The organism is Pseudomonas carassii, from assembly GCF_036324045.1.
In the GTDB taxonomy this organism is placed as follows: domain Bacteria; phylum Pseudomonadota; class Gammaproteobacteria; order Pseudomonadales; family Pseudomonadaceae; genus Aquipseudomonas; species Aquipseudomonas peradeniyensis.
In genome coordinates, this window is the sequence record NZ_JAZDCT010000002.1 from 26108 (window position 1) to 43160 (window position 17053).

General features: G+C 67.7%; 12 protein-coding genes. 7 read left to right on the plus strand and 5 right to left on the minus strand.

Annotated elements, in window-relative coordinates; genetic code table 11:
- Nucleotides 1–116: 116 nt before the first annotated feature.
- Nucleotides 117–2858 carry an aconitate hydratase AcnA gene (gene acnA / locus V0R62_RS01585; RefSeq protein WP_330102434.1) on the minus strand — a complete coding sequence of 914 codons (2742 nt, stop codon included), beginning with the start codon at nucleotides 2856–2858 and terminating at the stop codon, nucleotides 117–119.
- 219 nt (nucleotides 2859–3077) lie between these two features.
- Between acnA and rlmM the strand changes: the two genes are divergently transcribed.
- From rlmM to V0R62_RS01615, 6 genes are all read left to right on the plus strand, one after another.
- Nucleotides 3078–4142 (plus strand): 23S rRNA (cytidine(2498)-2'-O)-methyltransferase RlmM, encoded by a 1065-nt coding sequence (gene rlmM, locus V0R62_RS01590; RefSeq protein ID WP_330102435.1) that lies wholly within the window; start codon nucleotides 3078–3080, stop codon nucleotides 4140–4142.
- A 67-nt stretch (nucleotides 4143–4209) separates the two neighbouring features.
- Nucleotides 4210–4452 carry a sulfurtransferase TusA gene (gene tusA, locus V0R62_RS01595; RefSeq protein WP_050704845.1) on the plus strand — a complete coding sequence of 81 codons (243 nt, stop codon included), beginning with the start codon at nucleotides 4210–4212 and terminating at the stop codon, nucleotides 4450–4452.
- A 47-nt stretch (nucleotides 4453–4499) separates the two neighbouring features.
- On the plus strand, nucleotides 4500–5642 hold the full coding sequence (gene pdxB, locus V0R62_RS01600; protein ID WP_330102436.1) for a 4-phosphoerythronate dehydrogenase PdxB: 1143 nt from the start codon (nucleotides 4500–4502) through the stop codon (nucleotides 5640–5642).
- A 116-nt stretch (nucleotides 5643–5758) separates the two neighbouring features.
- A complete protein-coding gene (locus tag V0R62_RS01605) occupies nucleotides 5759–6442 on the plus strand; it encodes a response regulator transcription factor (protein WP_330102437.1) in 684 nt (227 codons plus the stop codon).
- Nucleotides 6439–7761 (plus strand): ATP-binding protein, encoded by a 1323-nt coding sequence (locus V0R62_RS01610; protein WP_330102438.1) that lies wholly within the window; start codon nucleotides 6439–6441, stop codon nucleotides 7759–7761. Before V0R62_RS01605 ends, V0R62_RS01610 begins: the two co-directional genes overlap by 4 nt.
- A 228-nt stretch (nucleotides 7762–7989) precedes the next feature.
- Complete coding sequence (locus V0R62_RS01615) at nucleotides 7990–9390, plus strand: aspartate aminotransferase family protein (RefSeq protein WP_330102439.1); 1401 nt, start codon at nucleotides 7990–7992, stop codon at nucleotides 9388–9390.
- A 167-nt stretch (nucleotides 9391–9557) separates the two neighbouring features.
- On the opposite strand, the gene V0R62_RS01620 is transcribed toward V0R62_RS01615, so the two are convergent.
- A complete protein-coding gene (locus tag V0R62_RS01620) occupies nucleotides 9558–10490 on the minus strand; it encodes a siderophore-interacting protein (protein WP_330102440.1) in 933 nt (310 codons plus the stop codon).
- Nucleotides 10491–10625: 135 nt separating this feature from the next.
- Here V0R62_RS01620 and pvdP point away from each other — a divergent pair, with 135 nt between their 5' ends.
- A complete protein-coding gene (pvdP, locus tag V0R62_RS01625) occupies nucleotides 10626–12248 on the plus strand; it encodes a pyoverdine maturation tyrosinase PvdP (protein WP_330102441.1) in 1623 nt (540 codons plus the stop codon).
- Nucleotides 12249–12347: 99 nt separating this feature from the next.
- Here pvdP and V0R62_RS01630 read toward each other — a convergent pair whose 3' ends face one another.
- From V0R62_RS01630 to V0R62_RS01640, 3 genes are read right to left on the minus strand one after another with little or no spacing between them, the layout of a single operon-like run.
- Complete coding sequence (locus tag V0R62_RS01630; protein WP_330102442.1) at nucleotides 12348–13751, minus strand: efflux transporter outer membrane subunit; 1404 nt, start codon at nucleotides 13749–13751, stop codon at nucleotides 12348–12350.
- Between the two features lie 3 nt (nucleotides 13752–13754).
- Nucleotides 13755–15716, minus strand: coding sequence for a MacB family efflux pump subunit (locus tag V0R62_RS01635; protein WP_330102443.1), 1962 nt, complete (start codon nucleotides 15714–15716; stop codon nucleotides 13755–13757).
- 1 nt (nucleotide 15717) lies between these two features.
- A complete protein-coding gene (locus V0R62_RS01640; RefSeq protein ID WP_330102444.1) occupies nucleotides 15718–16896 on the minus strand; it encodes an efflux RND transporter periplasmic adaptor subunit in 1179 nt (392 codons plus the stop codon).
- Nucleotides 16897–17053: the final 157 nt, after the last annotated feature.

A 17053-nucleotide genomic window follows, 5' to 3' on the forward strand; every position in this document is an offset into this window, starting at 1 on the left:
GCGGGGACCGCGTTGCGGTCCATTCGCGACACAAGGCCGCTCCTACAAGAGATCGCGCTCCCCTGTAGGAGCGGCCTTGTGCCGCGAAAGGGCTGCCAGCCAACATGCCGTCTGCTTTACCCCGCGATCAATTGCCGCAGCACATAATGCAGGATGCCGCCGGACTTGAAGTACTCCACCTCATTGAGGGTATCGATCCGGCACAATACCTCGATCTGCTCCTGGCGCCCGTCCTCGCGGGTAATGCGCACCGGCAGGCTCATGCCCGGGCGGATCTGCGCACCGCCAAGGCCCAGCACATCGATGCGTTCCTTGCCGGTCAGCCCGAGGCGCTTGCGGTCGTCGCCGGCCTTGAACTGCAACGGCAGCACGCCCATGCCCACCAGGTTGGAACGGTGGATGCGCTCGAAGCTCTCCGCCAGCACCGCCTTGACCCCCAGCAGGTTGGTGCCCTTGGCCGCCCAGTCGCGGCTGGAGCCGGTGCCGTATTCCTGTCCGGCAATCACCACCAGCGGCGTGCCATCCTGCTGGTAGCGCATGGCGGCATCGTAGATCGACTGTTTCTCGCCAGTGGGTACATACAGGGTGTTGCCGCCTTCCTCGCCACCGAGCATCTCGTTGCGGATGCGGATATTGGCGAAGGTGCCGCGCATCATCACCTCATGGTTGCCGCGCCGTGAACCGTAGGAGTTGAAGTCCCGCGGTTCCACGCCCTTGCCGCGCAGGTAGCGGCCGGCCGGGCTGTCTGCCTTGATGTTGCCGGCCGGGGAAATATGGTCGGTGGTCACCGAGTCGCCGAGCAGGGCAAGGATGCGCGCGCCGTGGATATCGCCGATTTCCGGCAGTGGTCCACTGATGTCGTCGAAGAACGGCGGGTGCTGGATATAGGTGGAATCGTCCTGCCAGACATAGGTGGCCGCCTGGGGCACCTCGATGGCCTGCCACTGGGCGTCGCCGGCGAACACTTCGGCGTATTCCTTGTGGAACATGCGCGTGTCGACATTGCGCACGGCCTCGGCGATCTCCTGCTGGCTTGGCCAGATATCGCGCAGGTACACGGGCTTGCCGTCCTTGCCGGTGCCCAGGGCGTCCTGGGTCAGGTCCAGGCGCACGCTGCCGGCCAGGGCATAGGCCACCACCAGCGGCGGCGAGGCCAGCCAGTTGGTCTTGACCAGCGGGTGCACCCGGCCTTCGAAGTTGCGGTTGCCCGACAGTACCGAAGCCACGGTGAGGTCGGCGCTGCCGATGGCCTTCTCGATCGCCTCGTCCAGGGGGCCGGAGTTGCCGATGCAGGTGGTGCAGCCATAGCCGACCAGGTCGAAACCGAGCTGATCCAGGTAAGGCGTGAGGCCGGCAGCCTTGAAGTAGTCCGTCACCACCTTGGAGCCTGGGGCCAGCGAGCTCTTGACCCAGGGCTTGCGGGTCAGGCCCTTCTCCACGGCTTTTTTCGCCACCAGCCCTGCGGCCATCATCACGCTGGGGTTGGAGGTGTTGGTGCAGGAGGTGATGGCGGCGATCACCACGGCGCCGTCGCGCAAGGTGTGGGTCTGGCCGGCGTGGCTGTAGTCGATCTCGCCGGCCTGGTCGGCATTGCCCACCGCCACCCCGCCGCCGCCTTCGCTTTCCAGGCGGCCGACCTCCTTGGCCAGCGGCTTGGGCTGCAGCTCGATGAAATGGTCGAAGGCCTGGGCGACCTGGCCCAGGGCGACCCGGTCCTGCGGGCGCTTGGGTCCGGCGAGGCTGGCTTCGACGTCGTTCATGTCCAGCGCCAGGGTGTCGCTGAACAGCGGCTCCTGGCCCGGCAGGCGCCACAGGCCCTGGGCTTTGCTGTAAGCCTCGACCAGTTGCACGGCCTCCTCGGGGCGCCCGGACAGGCGCAGGTAGTCCAGGGTCACCTGGTCCACCGGGAAGAAACCGCAGGTGGCACCATATTCGGGGGCCATGTTGGCGATGGTGGCGCGGTCGGCCAGCGGCAGGTCGGCCAGGCCGTCGCCATAGAACTCGACGAACTTGCCCACCACGCCCTTCTTGCGCAGCATCTGCGTCACCGTCAGCACCAGGTCGGTGGCGGTGATGCCCTCGCACAGCTTGCCGGTGAGCTTGAAGCCGATCACCTCGGGGATCAGCATCGACACCGGCTGGCCGAGCATCGCCGCCTCGGCCTCGATGCCGCCGACGCCCCAGCCGAGCACGCCCAGGCCGTTGATCATGGTGGTGTGCGAGTCGGTGCCGACCAGGGTGTCGGGGAAGGCGTAGGTGCGGCCGTCCGCTTCACGGGTCCACACGGTGCGCCCCAGGTACTCGAGGTTGACCTGGTGGCAGATGCCGGTGCCCGGCGGTACCACGCGGAAATTGTCGAAGGCGCTCTGGCCCCAGCGCAGGAACGCGTAGCGCTCGCCATTGCGCTGCATCTCGATGTCGACATTCTGGGCGAAGGCGTTGGGGCTGGCGTAGCGGTCGACCATCACCGAGTGGTCGATCACCAGGTCCACCGGCGACAACGGGTTGATCCGCTGCGGGTCGCCACCGGCCTTGGCCATCGCCGCGCGCATGGCGGCCAGGTCGACCACCGCCGGCACGCCGGTGAAGTCCTGCATCAGCACCCGCGCCGGGCGGTACTGGATCTCGCGGTCGGAGCGCCGCTCCTGCAGCCACTGGGCCAGGGCGCGCAGGTCGTCGCCAGTGACGGTCTTGCCGTCTTCCCAGCGCAGCAGGTTTTCCAGCAGCACTTTCAGCGACATGGGCAGGCGCTGCAGGTCGCCGAGCTGGCGCGCGGCGTCGGGCAGGCTGAAATAGTGGTAGGCACGGTCGGCCACCTGGAGGGTCTTGAGGGTTTTCAGGCTATCGAGCGAGGGCATTTACAACTCCTTGTGCTCCGGTGCCCGGCGATTGCGGGTCGCTCGCCGGTGTCACCGCTCTGGACCGGTCCGCACGGCACGGACCTGGCTGAACAGTCAGGTTAGACCGGTTTGCCTGGCCTGACCCTTTTCTGGACCGATGGGGCGTGTCGTCGGTTCCGATCTTCCTTTATCATTCGCCGCCCTGGCGTCGTCTGCGCCAGTGATGTGGAGTGAGAAATGAATACCCTGTTCATGCATTGCCGGCCCGGCTTCGAGGGCGAGGTCTGCGCCGAAATCAGCGAACATGCCGCCCACCTGGGCGTGGCCGGCTATGCCAAAGGCAAGCCGCAGAGCGCTTGCGCCGAGTTCGTCTGCAGCGAGACGGACGGCGCCGAACGCATGATGCAGACGCTGCGCTTTTCGCAGCTGATCTTCCCGCGCCAGTGGGCCCGCGGCGCCTATGTCGAGCTGCCGGAGACCGACCGCATCAGCGTGCTGCTCGAGCACCTGGCCGGGCTGCCGGTGTGCGGCAGCCTGTGGCTGGAAGTGCTCGACAGCAACGATGGCAAGGAGCTGTCGACCTTCTGCCGCAAGTTCGAGGTGCCGCTGCGCAAGGCCCTGGAAAAGGCCGGGCGGCTGGTGGACGACGCCCGGCGGCCGCGCCTGCTGCTGACCTTCATCAGTGGCCGGCGGGTGTTCCTGGGGCTGGCCGAGGCCGACAATTCGGCGCTCTGGCCGATGGGCATCCCACGCCTGAAGTTCCCCCGCGAGGCCCCCAGCCGCTCGACCCTCAAGCTCGAGGAGGCCTGGCACCAGTTCATCCCCCGCGACCAGTGGGACCAGCGTCTGAACGACGACATGACCGGCGTCGACCTGGGCGCCGCGCCCGGCGGCTGGACCTACCAGCTGGTCAAGCGCGGCATGCTGGTGACCGCCATTGACAACGGGCCGATGGCCGAAAGCCTGATGGACACTGGCCTGGTCACCCACCTGATGGCCGACGGCTTCACCTGGAAGCCCCGCCAGACCGTGGACTGGATGGTCTGCGACATCGTCGAGAAGCCGGCGCGCACCGCCTCGCTGATCGAGACCTGGTTGGGGGAAGGGCTGTGCCGCGAGGCGGTGGTCAACCTGAAGCTGCCGATGAAGCAGCGCCATGCCGAGGTGCGCAAGTTGCTCGAGCGCATCGAGGCCGGGTTCAAGGCGCGCAAGGTGAAGGTGTCGATCGCCTGCAAGCAGCTGTATCACGACCGCGAGGAAGTGACCTGCCACCTGCGCCGGCTGGACCTGAAACCGCGCTGAGGCCATCGCGGGGCTGTGACAGCCCCGCTTCATGCGCCACAATGACGATCATTTTGCGGAGCCCTACATGACCGATTTCACCCACGACGCGATCCTCGACGCCACCGGCCTGAATTGCCCGGAGCCGGTGATGATGCTGCACAAGCACGTGCGCGAGCTGGCCGGCGGCGGCGTGCTCAAGGTGATCGCCACCGACCCGTCGACCCGTCGCGACATTCCCAAGTTCTGCATCTTCCTCGGCCACGAGCTGCTCGGCCAGCAGGAAGAGGCCGGCACCTACCTGTACTGGATCCGCAAGAAGGCCGACTGAGCCGCCTGCGATCGCGCTACACTGCGCTCCCCTGACAGGAGAGCGCCATGCTGATAGTTGCCGACGAGAATATCCCGCTGCTCGATGCCTTCTTCGCCGGTTTCGGCGAGATCCGCCGTTACCCCGGCCGGGCCATCGACGCCGCCTGCGTCAAGGACGCCGACGTCCTGCTGGTGCGCTCGGTGACCCGCGTCGACCGGCAACTGCTCGAAGGCAGCCGGGTGCGCTTTGTCGGCACCTGCACCATCGGCACCGATCACCTCGACCTCGAGTATTTCGCTCAGGCCGGTATCCACTGGAGCAGCGCGCCGGGCTGCAACGCCCGCGGCGTGGTGGACTACGTGCTGGGCAGCCTGCTGACCCTGGCCGAGCTCGAGGGCGTTGACCTGGGCAAGCGGGTCTATGGCGTGGTCGGCGCCGGCGAGGTCGGCGGCCGTCTGGTCCGGGTGCTGCATGGCCTGGGCTGGAAGGTGCTGGTTTGCGACCCGGTGCGCCAGGCCAGCGAGGGCGGCGACTTTGTCGATCTCGAGACGATCCTCGAACAGTGCGACGTGATCAGCCTGCACACGCCGCTGCAACGCGGCGGCGAGCACCCGACCTGGCACCTGCTCGACCAGTCGCGCCTGGCGCGCCTGCGTGCCGGCGCCTGGCTGATCAACGCCAGCCGCGGGCCGGTGGTGGACAACGCGGCCCTGCGCGAGCTGCTGCTGGATCGCGAGGATGTGCACGCGGTGCTCGATGTGTGGGAGGGCGAGCCGCAGGTGGACCTGCAACTGGCCGACCTGTGCACCCTGGCCACGCCGCATATCGCCGGCTACAGCCTGGACGGCAAGCAGCGAGGCACGGCGCAGATCTACCAGGCCTACTGCCGCTGGCGCGGGGCGCCCGAGCAGGTGCGCCTGGCCGACCTGCTGCCGGCGCCAGCGCTGGCGCAGCTTGCGTTCGACGCGGAGGCTGACCCGGCGTGGGCACTGGCCACTTTGTGTCGGGCGGTGTACGACCCGCGCCGTGACGATGCGGATTTCCGTCGTAGTCTTAGCGATGATCCGGCCGAGCAGCGCGCGGCATTCGATCTGTTGCGCAAGCATTACCCGGTCCGTCGCGAGATCGAGGGGCTGGCGGTGCGCGTGGGTGGCGAGTCGGCACAGCTGGCGCAGGTGGTCAGCGCGTTGGGCGCGGCATTGGTCTGAGGGTGAAGACACGGCAAGCGCCTGTCACCTGCACGGCGAACCGTTCCGGGCCGTGCATAATCCCCCCTTAATCGGCAGACTGTGCAATGCCAGCTTCCCCACCCAGGAGACCCCTCATGCACGTTCTGCTTTGCGAGGACGATGACCTGATCGCCAGCGGCATCTGCGCCGGCCTCTCGGCCCAGGGCCTGACCGTGGACCGGGTGGCCAGCGCCTCGCAGGCCCGGCAGATGCTCGGGACCGCGAAGTTCGACGTGATGATCCTCGACCTGGGTTTGCCCGACGAAGACGGCCTCAAGCTGCTGCGCCGCCTGCGCCAGCAGGGCGAGACCCTGCCGGTGCTGGTGCTCACGGCCCGCGACGCGGTCACCGACCGGGTCGACGGCCTGCAGGCCGGCGCCGACGACTACCTGCTCAAGCCCTTCGACCTGCGCGAACTGGCCGCGCGCCTGCACACTCTGCTGCGCCGCGTGGCCGGGCGGGCGGTCAACGTCATCGAGCACGGTCCGCTGCGCTACGACCCGAGCAGTTGCGAGGCGACCCTGGCCGGCCAGGCGGTGGACCTGTCGCGCCGCGAGCAGGCGCTGCTCCAGGCGTTGCTGCAGAACCCGGGGCGCGTGCTGTCCAGCGAACAGCTCAAAGACTGCGTCTACGGTTTCAGCGACGAGGTCGAAAGCAACGCGCTGAACGTGCACATCCACCACCTGCGGCGCAAACTGGGCAACAGCATCGTCGAGACCGTGCGCGGGCTCGGCTACCGCCTGGGGCCGGCCCAGGCGCCGGAAGAGGGCGCGTCATGAGCCTGCGGGTTCGCCTTTCACTGATCCTCGGCAGCGTGTTCATCGTCATCTGGGCGCTGGCGGCGGCGTGGATGCTGCGCGACCTGCGCCAGCAGATGATGTTCTCCCTCGATCAGCGCCTGGTGGCCTCGGCACGCATGGTTGCGGGGCTGATCGACCAGTTGCCGCAACCGCTGACCGCCAAGGGCCAGGATGCGCATTTCTCCGCCGACCAGTTCAGCGTGCCGGATGGCATGGCCTGCCAGGTCAGCTCGCTGCGCGGCGAGATCCTCGCCAGCAACCACAAGCACGATGGCACCATGGATGACGAGCGCAGCGGCTTCCGTGACCAGACCATCGATGGCGCCTCCTGGCGCACCTTCACCTACAACCATGGCGATGTGCGCATCACCACCGCCGACCGTCACCAGGAACGCGAGGCGCTGAACCAGTCGATCTTGCTGGCGGCCTCGGCGCCGGTGCTGATGGCCTTGCTGGGTAGCCTGGGGTTGCTGTGGATCGGCCTGGGCAAGGGGCTCGAGCCACTCAATCGCATGCGTGACGCCTTGCGCAGGCGCCGTGCCGACAGCGTCGAGCCGTTGCAGGTGGCCGGCCTGCCCAGTGAGTTGCAACCACTGCTCGACACCCAGAACCAGCTGTTCCTGCGAATAGCCCAGACCATCGAGCGCGAACGCCGCCTGACTGATGACGCCGCCCACGAACTGCGCAGCCCGCTGACCGCCATCAAGACCCACCTGCAGGTGGCGCGGATGACCGACGGCGCCGTGCGCGAGCAGGCGCTGGAACATGCCGAGCAGGGCGCCGATCGCATGCACCGCACGTTGGAGCAACTGCTGATGCTGGCGCGGGTCGAAGGCAGTCTGTCCTTCGACGATGGCGTGCAGTGCAGCGCCGAGCAGGTTGCCCGCCAGGCCATCGAGGACGCTGGCGGTGGCGACAACCGGCGCATTCACCTGCGCCTGCCGGAAGCGGCGGCCAAGGTCTACCTGAGCATGCCGGCGCCCTTGGCGGTGGCGGCGCTGCGTAACCTGCTGGACAACGCCCTGCGCCATGGCGGCGATGCCGCCGTGGAGCTGGAAGTACAGGCGCAGGACGGGCTGGTGGACTTCCTGGTGCGCGACCATGGCCCGGGGATTGCCCAGGAAGATCTCGAGCATCTGACCGAACGCTTCTGGCGCAACGGCCAGAGCGGAGGTTGCGGGCTGGGGCTGGCGATCGTGCAGGCCATTGTCCAGCGCTGCGCCGGCAGCCTGCGGTTCGACAGCCAGGCCGATGGTTTGCGGGTGTGCCTGCAGGTACCGGCGCGCTCGGGGAGTTGAGTTCGGCGGTGTACCCATTGCGGGGCAAGCCCGCTCCCACGCAGCTTGGTGCATGAGCCCGTGGGAGCGGGCTTGCCCCGCAATGCAGGTCGTACATCCACAACAAATCCCACGACAACCGCTAAATCCGCACCTCGCTGAAGCGTTTTTCAAGCGATAAGAACCCGACACACATCCGGTTACAGGGCGCGTGGCGGGCACATTCGCTTGCTTGCGAGGGATTTTCCGATGTCGACCGCTTCCAGCCTTGCCCAGGTGCTGCCGGCCACCGCGCCGCGCCCCCTGTACGAATTCGAGGATTCGCCCCTGCTGCTGCGCCAGCAGCAGCAGGAATCCAACGCCCGCAGCTACCCGCGGCGCATCCCCCTGGCGCTCAAGCGCGCCCGTGGCCTGTACGTCGAGGACGTCGAGGGCCGCCAGTTCATCGATTGCCTGGCCGGCGCCGGCACTCTGGCCCTGGGACACAACCATCCGGTGGTGATCGACGCGATCCAGCGCGTGCTGGCCGACGAACTGCCGCTGCATACCCTGGACCTGACCACGCCGGTCAAGGACCAGTTCGTCCAGGACCTGTTCGCCCTGCTGCCCGAGGAGCTGCGCCGGGAAGCGAAGATCCAGTTCTGCGGCCCGACCGGTACCGACGCGGTCGAGGCGGCGCTCAAGCTGGTGCGCACGGTCACCGGGCGCAGCACTGTGCTGGCGTTCCAGGGGGCCTACCATGGGATGACCCAGGGCGCATTGAGCCTGATGGGTAGCCTGGGGCCGAAAAAGCCGCTTGGCGCGCTGCTGAACAATGGTGTGCAGTTCCTGCCGTATCCCTATGACTACCGCTGCCCATTCGGCCTCGGTGGCGAGGCGGGCGTGCGCGCCAACCTGCACTACCTGGAAAACCTGCTGTGCGATCCGGAGGCCGGCGTTGCGCTGCCGGCGGCGGTGATCGTCGAGGTGGTGCAGGGCGAGGGTGGCGTGATTCCTGCCGATATCGAGTGGCTGCGCGGGCTGCGTCGTATCACCGAGCAGGCCGGGGTGGCGCTGATCGTCGACGAGATCCAGAGTGGCTTCGCCCGCACCGGCAAGATGTTCGCCTTTGAGCACGCCGGCATCGTGCCCGACGTGGTCACCCTGTCCAAGGCCATTGGTGGCAGCCTGCCGCTGGCGGTGATGGTCTATCGCGACTGGCTCGACCAGTGGTCGCCGGGTGCCCATGCCGGCACCTTCCGTGGCAACCAGATGGCCATGGCCGCCGGCTCCGCGGTGATGAAGTACCTGGTGGAGCACCGCCTGTGCGAGCACGCCGAGGCCATGGGCCAGCGCCTGCGTGGGCATCTGCAACGGTTGCAGCAGGACTATCCGCAGCTCGGCGATATTCGTGGCCGTGGCTTGATGCTGGGCGTGGAACTGGTGGACCCGGCGGGCAAGCGTGACGTCCAGGGCCATCCGCCGGCCTGCCGCAAGCTGGCGCCGAGGGTCCAGCGCGAATGCCTGCGCCGTGGCCTGATCCTCGAACTGGGCGGCCGCCATGGTGCGGTGGTGCGCTTCCTGCCGCCGCTGATCATCAGCGCCGAGCAGGTCGATGAGGTGGCGGCAAGGTTTGCCGAGGCGGTTGCGGCGGCGGTCACGGCTGGCTGAGCCTCCAAGGCCGGACGCAAACCCTGTGTAGGAGCGGCCTTGCCGAGGCGTCGGACCGGCCGGAAAGGGCCGCGAAGCGGCCCCGACGGTCTTTGCATTAACGCTGAAATCCTGGGGCCGCTGCGCGGCCCTTTCGCGGCGCAAGGCCGCTCCTACAGGCGCAGGTCTCAGTCGAACGTACGGCCGGCGCGCCAGTAGCCCATCAGCGTCAGGCTCTCCCTCGGTAATCCGCGGTCCTTGATCAGGTGTCGGCGGATATCCATGACAGTCCCCGATTCTCCGGCGATCCAGGCATGGAAGTCACCGTGCTCGCCGCTGGCCTGCTCCCAAAGGATGCGCTCGTCGATGTCCACGTCCTCCAGCTCGACTGTCGATGCGCCGCGCACCGCCGGCAGGCTGGCCAGCTCGCGCACGGCGTGCTGCATGCCTTGGCCGTGCTCGCTGCGCAGCAGATCGCGCGGCAGCCAGTGCAGGCGGGTGGCCGGACTGTGGCGTAGGTCGAGGCAATCGGCTTCCAGCGGCACTTCGATAAAGGCCTCCACCAGCCGTTCCGGCGCATTCGTGGCCAACTGCTCGAGGATGCCGGCGATGGCCGGCAGGGCGGTTTCGTCGCCGATCAGCAGGATGCGCCGGGCACTGTGCGGCGGCTTCCACTCGTATCCGCCAGGGTCGTCCGCATAGGCCAGGTTGGGCGCGACCATCTGCAGGCGGTCACCCGGGCGGGCATGGGTGGCCCAGGCCGAGGCCGGGCCATTGACACCGTGCAGGACGAAGTCCACGTCCACCTCGAGAGCCTCGCGGCGCAGGGCGCGGATGGTGTAGGTGCGCATCGGTGGCATGTCCTGCGCTGCCAGCTCGCGCCGTGCCTGTTGCCATTGCTCGTGCTTGGGCAGGCATGGCGGTGCTCCTGCGGGCGTCGGAAACAGCAGCTTGACGCGCTGGTCGGGGGCCAGGGTGGTCATCTGCGCCACGTCTTCGCCAGTGAAGACGAAGCGGCTCAGCGACGGGCTCAGGGGTTCGATGGCCTTGAGGTCGAGGTCGAAGACCCGGTAGGGCGTGGCCTTGACCGGTTGGGTCAGGCGATCGTGCAGGGAGGTCATGGGTATGCCTCTGTTGGCGGGAGATACCCATCAGACGAGCGCACCGGGTGGTTAATTAGAAGGCTAAATTTCCCTGGCCCGTCTACGTCCTAGCTTGGATAGAAGTCGCGGCACGCGAAGACGGATTGAGGCGCAATGACAATTTCCCGACGAGGATTCATCGCTGGCCTGGCTGTGGCGGGCGCCACAGGCACGGCGGCCTATTACGCGCACAAGCAACTGACCCACGACCCTGAAGACGATATCGTCACGCCCGGCGAGGCCAGCGTGGAGCTGGCCGATTATGCTGGACAGGTCCTGGCGGACCAGCTGCGCGGCGTCTGGGAGATCCGCTTCGACGGTGCCGAACGAGGACTGGACGGACTGCCTCAACAGGGCGTCGAGATGTTCCTCGATGTTGCCACCAAGGGCCGTGGCCTGCGCGGGTTCGTCGATACCAGCGAGGGGTTGCGCGGTGCCGCGGAGCCTGCCTACCGGGTGCTCGGCGACCTGGTCGGTGCCAGCAGCACCGAGGTGCGTTGGCGTCTGGTCAGCCAGCGCGGCGGGCCGGGTTATGAGTGCGTGGCGAGTCTCGACGAGGTCTGGGCCGAGTTCGCCAATGCCGGCAGCGGCACGTTGAGTGGCCGCGTACAGCGCTTGGATCGACCACTGACCCTGCCTGTGCCCGACAGCCGTTTTGTCGCGATCAAGCGGCTGTTCCCCGAGGCCCGCGAGCGCCTGCCCTATACCTCGCAGATGCGCGACTGGGTGGTCGGTGCCGAGCACCGGCTGTTCCACCAGCTTTGGCATGCCACTCGAGACCAGTGGCACAAGTTGCCGCAAACCAAGCAGAACGCCTTGCGTGGCCTGGGCTGGCAACCTGGACCGCGCGACCGTGAGCGTGATGCCCGTGGCCCGCGCAAGCACCGCAATGGTTCGGGTATCGATTTCCTGTTCATGCACCGGCACATGCTGATGTATGCGCGCACCTTGCAGGACCTGCCTTCCTGGCAGCGCTTCCCGTTGCCACAGCCGAGCGTCGAGTTCGATCGGGCAGGTTTCGCCCGATACTTCGATAACCACGACGGACACTGCGTGCCGCCAGGCTGGCAGGCCCCGGGCGATGACGCCTATGGGCAGTGGGTCGGAGCGATCAAGGCCGGGGAAACCTATTGCAGCAACTTCCAGGTGTGGGAGTCGCAATACCAGGACCCGGTGTACCTGTCGAAACTGAGCCTGGGCGCCTTCGGCTCGGAACTGGAGATGAACCTGCACGACTGGCTGCACATGTGCTGGGCGTCGGTGCCGCGCGATCCCAACAATGGCGCGCCGGTGCCGTTCGCCCGCGACCAGGCGGATTTCGCCGCGCGCTGGTTCGAGCCTGAGAACGACTTCCTCGGCGATCCCTTCTCATCCCATGTTCACCCGGTGTTCTGGGGCTTCCATGGCTGGATCGACGACCGTATCGACGACTGGTTCCGCGCCCATGAGCGCCATCACCCCGGTCAGGTACGTCGCCTCGAAGTCAACGGCGTGCCCTGGTTCGCGCCCGGCCGCTGGGTGGAGGTCGATGATCCCTGGCTGGGCCCGGACACCCATGGCTGCAGCACGCAGCCGGGCATGCGCCCGGGCAAGTCGGTGGAGATGGACGTGGAGACCATGAAGCTGGCCTTGCGCATCACCTTCGGCGACGAGGACAAGCTCGACACCCTGCTGCGCAAGGTGCCGCAACGGCCCTGGTATGCGCGGCACCTGTCGTTGAAGAATATCGTTTCCTGAGGCGCCACGCGCGTCTGTAGGAGCGGGCTTGCCCCGCGAAAGCGTCAGATACTGAAGCAGTGTTGCCTGGTCTGGCGCTTTCGCGGGGCAAGCCCGCTCCTACAGTTTCTGCGGCGCCTGCCAGCCTCCGCCCAGCGCCTTGTACAACGCCACGCTCCCCTGTAGCTGCTGCAGGCGCAGCTGCGCCTGCTGATCCTGGGCCTGGTACAGCGTGCGCTGGGTTTCGAGTACGGTGAGCAGGGTCTCGGCTCCGGCTGCGTAGCGCTGCTGGGCCAGGTCGAAGGCGATGCGCGCCTGATCCACTTCCTGATCCTGCCAGCGGCGCTGGCGCTCCACGCCGGCGATGGCGTTCAGGGCTTTCTCCACATCCGAGAACCCGGCCAGGATGCTGGCGCGGTACAGCTCCAGCAACTCCTGCTGCTCGGCACTGGCCACGTCCCGGGCGGCACTCAGCCGACCGTTGTTGAAGATCGGCGCGGTGAGTCCGGCGGTGAGGGTGTAGTAGGGGCTGTCGAAGATGTTGGGCAGGGTGCGGGCGCCACTGCCCAGGTCCGCCCCCAGTATCAGGCGCGGTAGCATCGCCGCCCGGGCCACCTGGATATTGGCGCTGGCCGCCGCCAGGCGCGCCTCGGCGGCGGCAATGTCCGGGCGGCGGCCGAGCAGTTCGCTGGGCACGCCGCTGCCGATGGCCGGCCACTGCACATTGCCGATGCTATCGCGGTTGGCGGGCAGCGCCTGCACCGGATCGCCCAGCAGCGTGGCCAGGACGATGCGGTTGTCCTGGCGGCGTTGTTCCAGCAACGGCAGTTGGCGCTCCTGGGCGGCCACCAGGCTGCGCTGCTGGGCCAGTTCCAGGCGAGTGGCCGAGCCCGAGCGTTCACGGGTTTCGACCAGGCCCAGCACATCGCGGGCGTTGTCCAGGTTGAGGCGGGCGATGCGCAGTTGCTCATCGAGTGCCAGGTCCTGCAGGTAGCTGTCGGCCACGGCGCTGACCAGGGTCAGCTCCACGGTCTGGCGATCGAAGCGGCTGGCGTCGAGGCTGCGCAGGGCGCTGTCGCGGGTGGCGCGCAGGCCGCCCCAGAAGTCGATCTCGTAGCTGGCGCTCAGGCGGGTGCCGAATGAGGTGCTGGTGCGTTCGCTGCTGCTGGCGTCGAGTTGGTCGTTGCCCTCGCCGCGCAGCAGGCGCTGGCGGCTGCCGTTCAGGCCGAACTGCACCTCGGGCAGCAACGGCGCGCCGGCGATCACGGCGCTGGCCTGGGCCTTGCGCACCCGCGCCGCGGCCGCCGCCAGGTCGTGGCTGTTGAGGCGGGCGCGCTCGACCAGGCGGTCAAGCTCTGCGCTGGCGAAGGCGCGCCACCATTGGCTATCTGGCAGGGACTGGGCCGTGGTCGGCCCCTGCCAGGCAGGTGGCGTGTCGATGTTCGCCGCTGGTGGCGGCGGGCTGCTGCAGGCGGCCAGGCAAAGGCTCAGGGTCAACAGACTGATACGGCTGGGAATCGTCATGAACTATTCGCTGGTAAGGGCCTTGACCGGGTCGAGGCGGGCGGCCTTGCGGGCCGGCATGAAACCGAACACCACGCCGGTGATCACGGCGCAGGCGAAGGCGCCGAGGATGGCGGGCAGGGCGAAGGCCACGGCGATGTCGGCCAGCAACAGACCGCCGCCGATGGCCAGGGCCAGGACGATGCCGGTCACGCCGCCGACCATCGACAGCATCACCGCCTCGGTGAGGAACTGGCGCAGGATGTCGCGTTGGCGCGCGCCGGTGGCCATGCGGATGCCGATCTCGCGGGTGCGTTCGCGCACGGTCATGAGCATGATGTTCATCACGCCGATGCCGCCGACCAGTAGCGAGATCGCGGCGATCGCCCCGAGCATAAGCGACAGGCTGTTCTGGGTGCGGGCCTCGGCCTGGATCAGCGCGGCATCGTTGGTCAGGACGAAGTCGTGCTTGCCCTGGTGGCGCTGCAGCATCAGGCGTTCGATCGCCTGCTCGGTTTCCTTGACCCGGCCTGAGTCCTGGGCGGCGATGGTGACGTATTCCGGATCGCGGCTGCCGAACAGGCGGATGGAGGCGGCGGAGTAGGGCACCACCACGCGCTCGTCGCTGTCCTCGCTGCCGGAGCTGGCGCCCTTGCCCTGGAGCACGCCGATCACCTGGAATGGCACGTTGCCGATCAGCAGGTACTGACCGAGCGGATTGCTTCCCACGCCGAACATCTTCTCGCGCACCTTCTGGCCGATCACGGCCACGGCGGCGGCGTTGGCTTCGTCGGCCTCGCTGTAGAAGCTGCCCTCGACCACCGGCCAGTTGAAGATCTCGGGGAACCCGGTGTTGTTGCCACCAACGTAGAACTGCTCGCCCTTGTTGCCGTGGCGCACCATGAGCTTGTCGCCGATCACCGGCATGACGCGCTTGACCTGCGGCAGTTCGCCGATGGCGTCGACATCGTCGAGGGTGACGATACCGGTCAGTTCCTCGGAGGAGTGCTTGCCGTTGAGGTAGAGGATGTTCGAGCCGAAGGCGGCCATCTGCGCCATGACCTGGCGCTTGCTGCCTTCGCCGACCGCCAGCATGACCACCACCGAGGCCACCCCGATGATGATGCCGAGCAGAGTCAGGGCGGTGCGGAAGCGGTTGATCCACATCACCCGCCAGGCGGCCTGCAGGGATTCGACCAGTTCGCCTTTCCAGGCGCCGCGCTGGGTGGCGCCGAAGTCCAGGCGTTGGCGCAGGTCATCGGCTTGCACCTGTCGGGGTGGAGCATCGACCGAGGACGGGGTGGCCGAATCGCTGACCACCTCGCCATCACGCACCTCGATGATCCGCTGGGCGCGGGCCGCGACCTCGCGGTCATGGGTGATGAGGATGATCACATGGCCCTGGCTGGCCAGCTCGTCGAGCAGGGTCATCACCTCGGCGCCACTGTGGCTGTCGAGGGCACCGGTGGGTTCGTCGGCGAGGATGATATGCCCGCCGTTCATCAGCGCGCGGGCGATCGACACCCGCTGCTGCTGACCGCCGGACAACTGGTGCGGACGGTTGCCGGTGCGGCTGGCCAGGCCCAGGCGCTCGAGCAGGGCGCGGGCGCGGGCATGGCGTTCGGCAGGCGGGGTGCCGGCGTAGATGGCCGGCATCTCGACGTTCTCCTGGGCCGAGCCCGAGGGGATCAGGTGGTAGCCCTGGAACACGAAGCCAAAGGCTTCGCGGCGCAGCCAGGCCAGTTCGTCGCTGTCCAGCTCGGCCACGTCCCGGCCTGCGAAGCGGTAGTTGCCCGAGGTGGGGCGGTCGAGGCAGCCGAGGATGTTCATCAGGGTCGACTTGCCGGAGCCCGAGGCGCCGACGATGGCGACGAACTCGCCGGGGTGGATGCTCAGGCTGATGCCGCGCAGCACCTCGACCCTGGGCGAATCGACACCGCCGTAGACCTTGCGGATGTCGCACAGCTCGATCAGGGGCGTGGCCATCTCAACCCCCACTGGCGGCAGGTAGGCCGATGACCAGGCGCTCGCCTTCGTTCAGGCCCTCGAGGATCTGTACCCGCAAGCGGTCGCTCAAGCCGGTGCGCACCTGGCGCGCTTCGACCTGGCCCTTGCCGTTCAACACCTGGGCCAGGCGCAAGCCCTCCTCGGGGGTCTCGTCCAGCGCGGCCAATGGCACGCTGAGCACCTGGCTGGCCTGGCCGGCGACGAAGAACACCTGGGTGGTCATCTCCGCCATCAGGGCGCCGTCGGGGTTGTCCACGTCCAGCAGCACAGTGTATTGGACCACCTTGGTACCCGTGGTGCCGGCCGTGGTGCTGGCCGGGCTGCCCCCGCCCTGGCTGGATTGGTCCAGGGGCTTGGGCGGCACAGGGAGGATCTGGCGCACGGTGCTGGTCCAGCGCCGCTTGCCGCCGGCCAGGGTATTGAAGTAGGCGGTCATGCCCGGCTTGACCTTGCCGATGTCGGCTTCGGACACCTGGGCCCACACGGTCATTGGCGACAGCTTGGCGATGCGCAGGATCAGCGGTGTCTGCTGCTGGGCGTTGAGGGTCTGGCCCTCGCGGGCGTCCACCGCCACCACGGTGCCGCTCATGGGTGCGTAGATCCGCGTGTAGCCCAGCTCCGCCTCGTCGCTGCGCAGGCTGGCCTGGGCCTGGCGGATCTGCGCCTGGTACATGTCGATGCGCGCCTGGGTCACCTTCAGTTGCGCCGAGGCCGTTTGCAGGTCTTCCTGGCGGCTGGCACCGGCGGCTGCCAGATCTTGCTGGCGCTTGAACTGCTGCTGGGCGAGCAGGTACTGCGCCCGCTGTTCGGCGAGCTGGGCCTTGAGGTTTTCGATCGAGTAGCGCCCGGCATCGAGCTTGGCTTGTTGTGTGGATGGGTCGATCTCCACCAACAGTTGGCCCTGGCGCACTTCGTCACCGGGCTCCACATGCAGCTTGCGGATCTGCCCCGAGGCCTGGGCGCCCACATCGACATAGCGGCGCGGCTGCAGGGTGCCCAAGGCGGTGACGCTGCTTTCGATGTCGGCGCGGATCACCGGCACGGTGCTGACCGGTGCGCCGCCAAGCGGCAGGACCTGCCAGGCCACCAGGCTGCCGAGGCCGGCCAGGCCCAGGGCGCCGATCAGTACTCGGCGGCGGGTATTGGATGTGCGTGTCATGCGGGCTTCCAGCCGGAGGTAGTGGCCGAGTGCCGCGATGGGGCATGCGCTCGGGGGTCCCAGTTAAACGAATGATATCGATGACGATTTAGCGCAGGGAAGGGGAGCTGCGTGTTGCTGCGAATAATTATAATTTGTAAGATCGCACGCTGATATC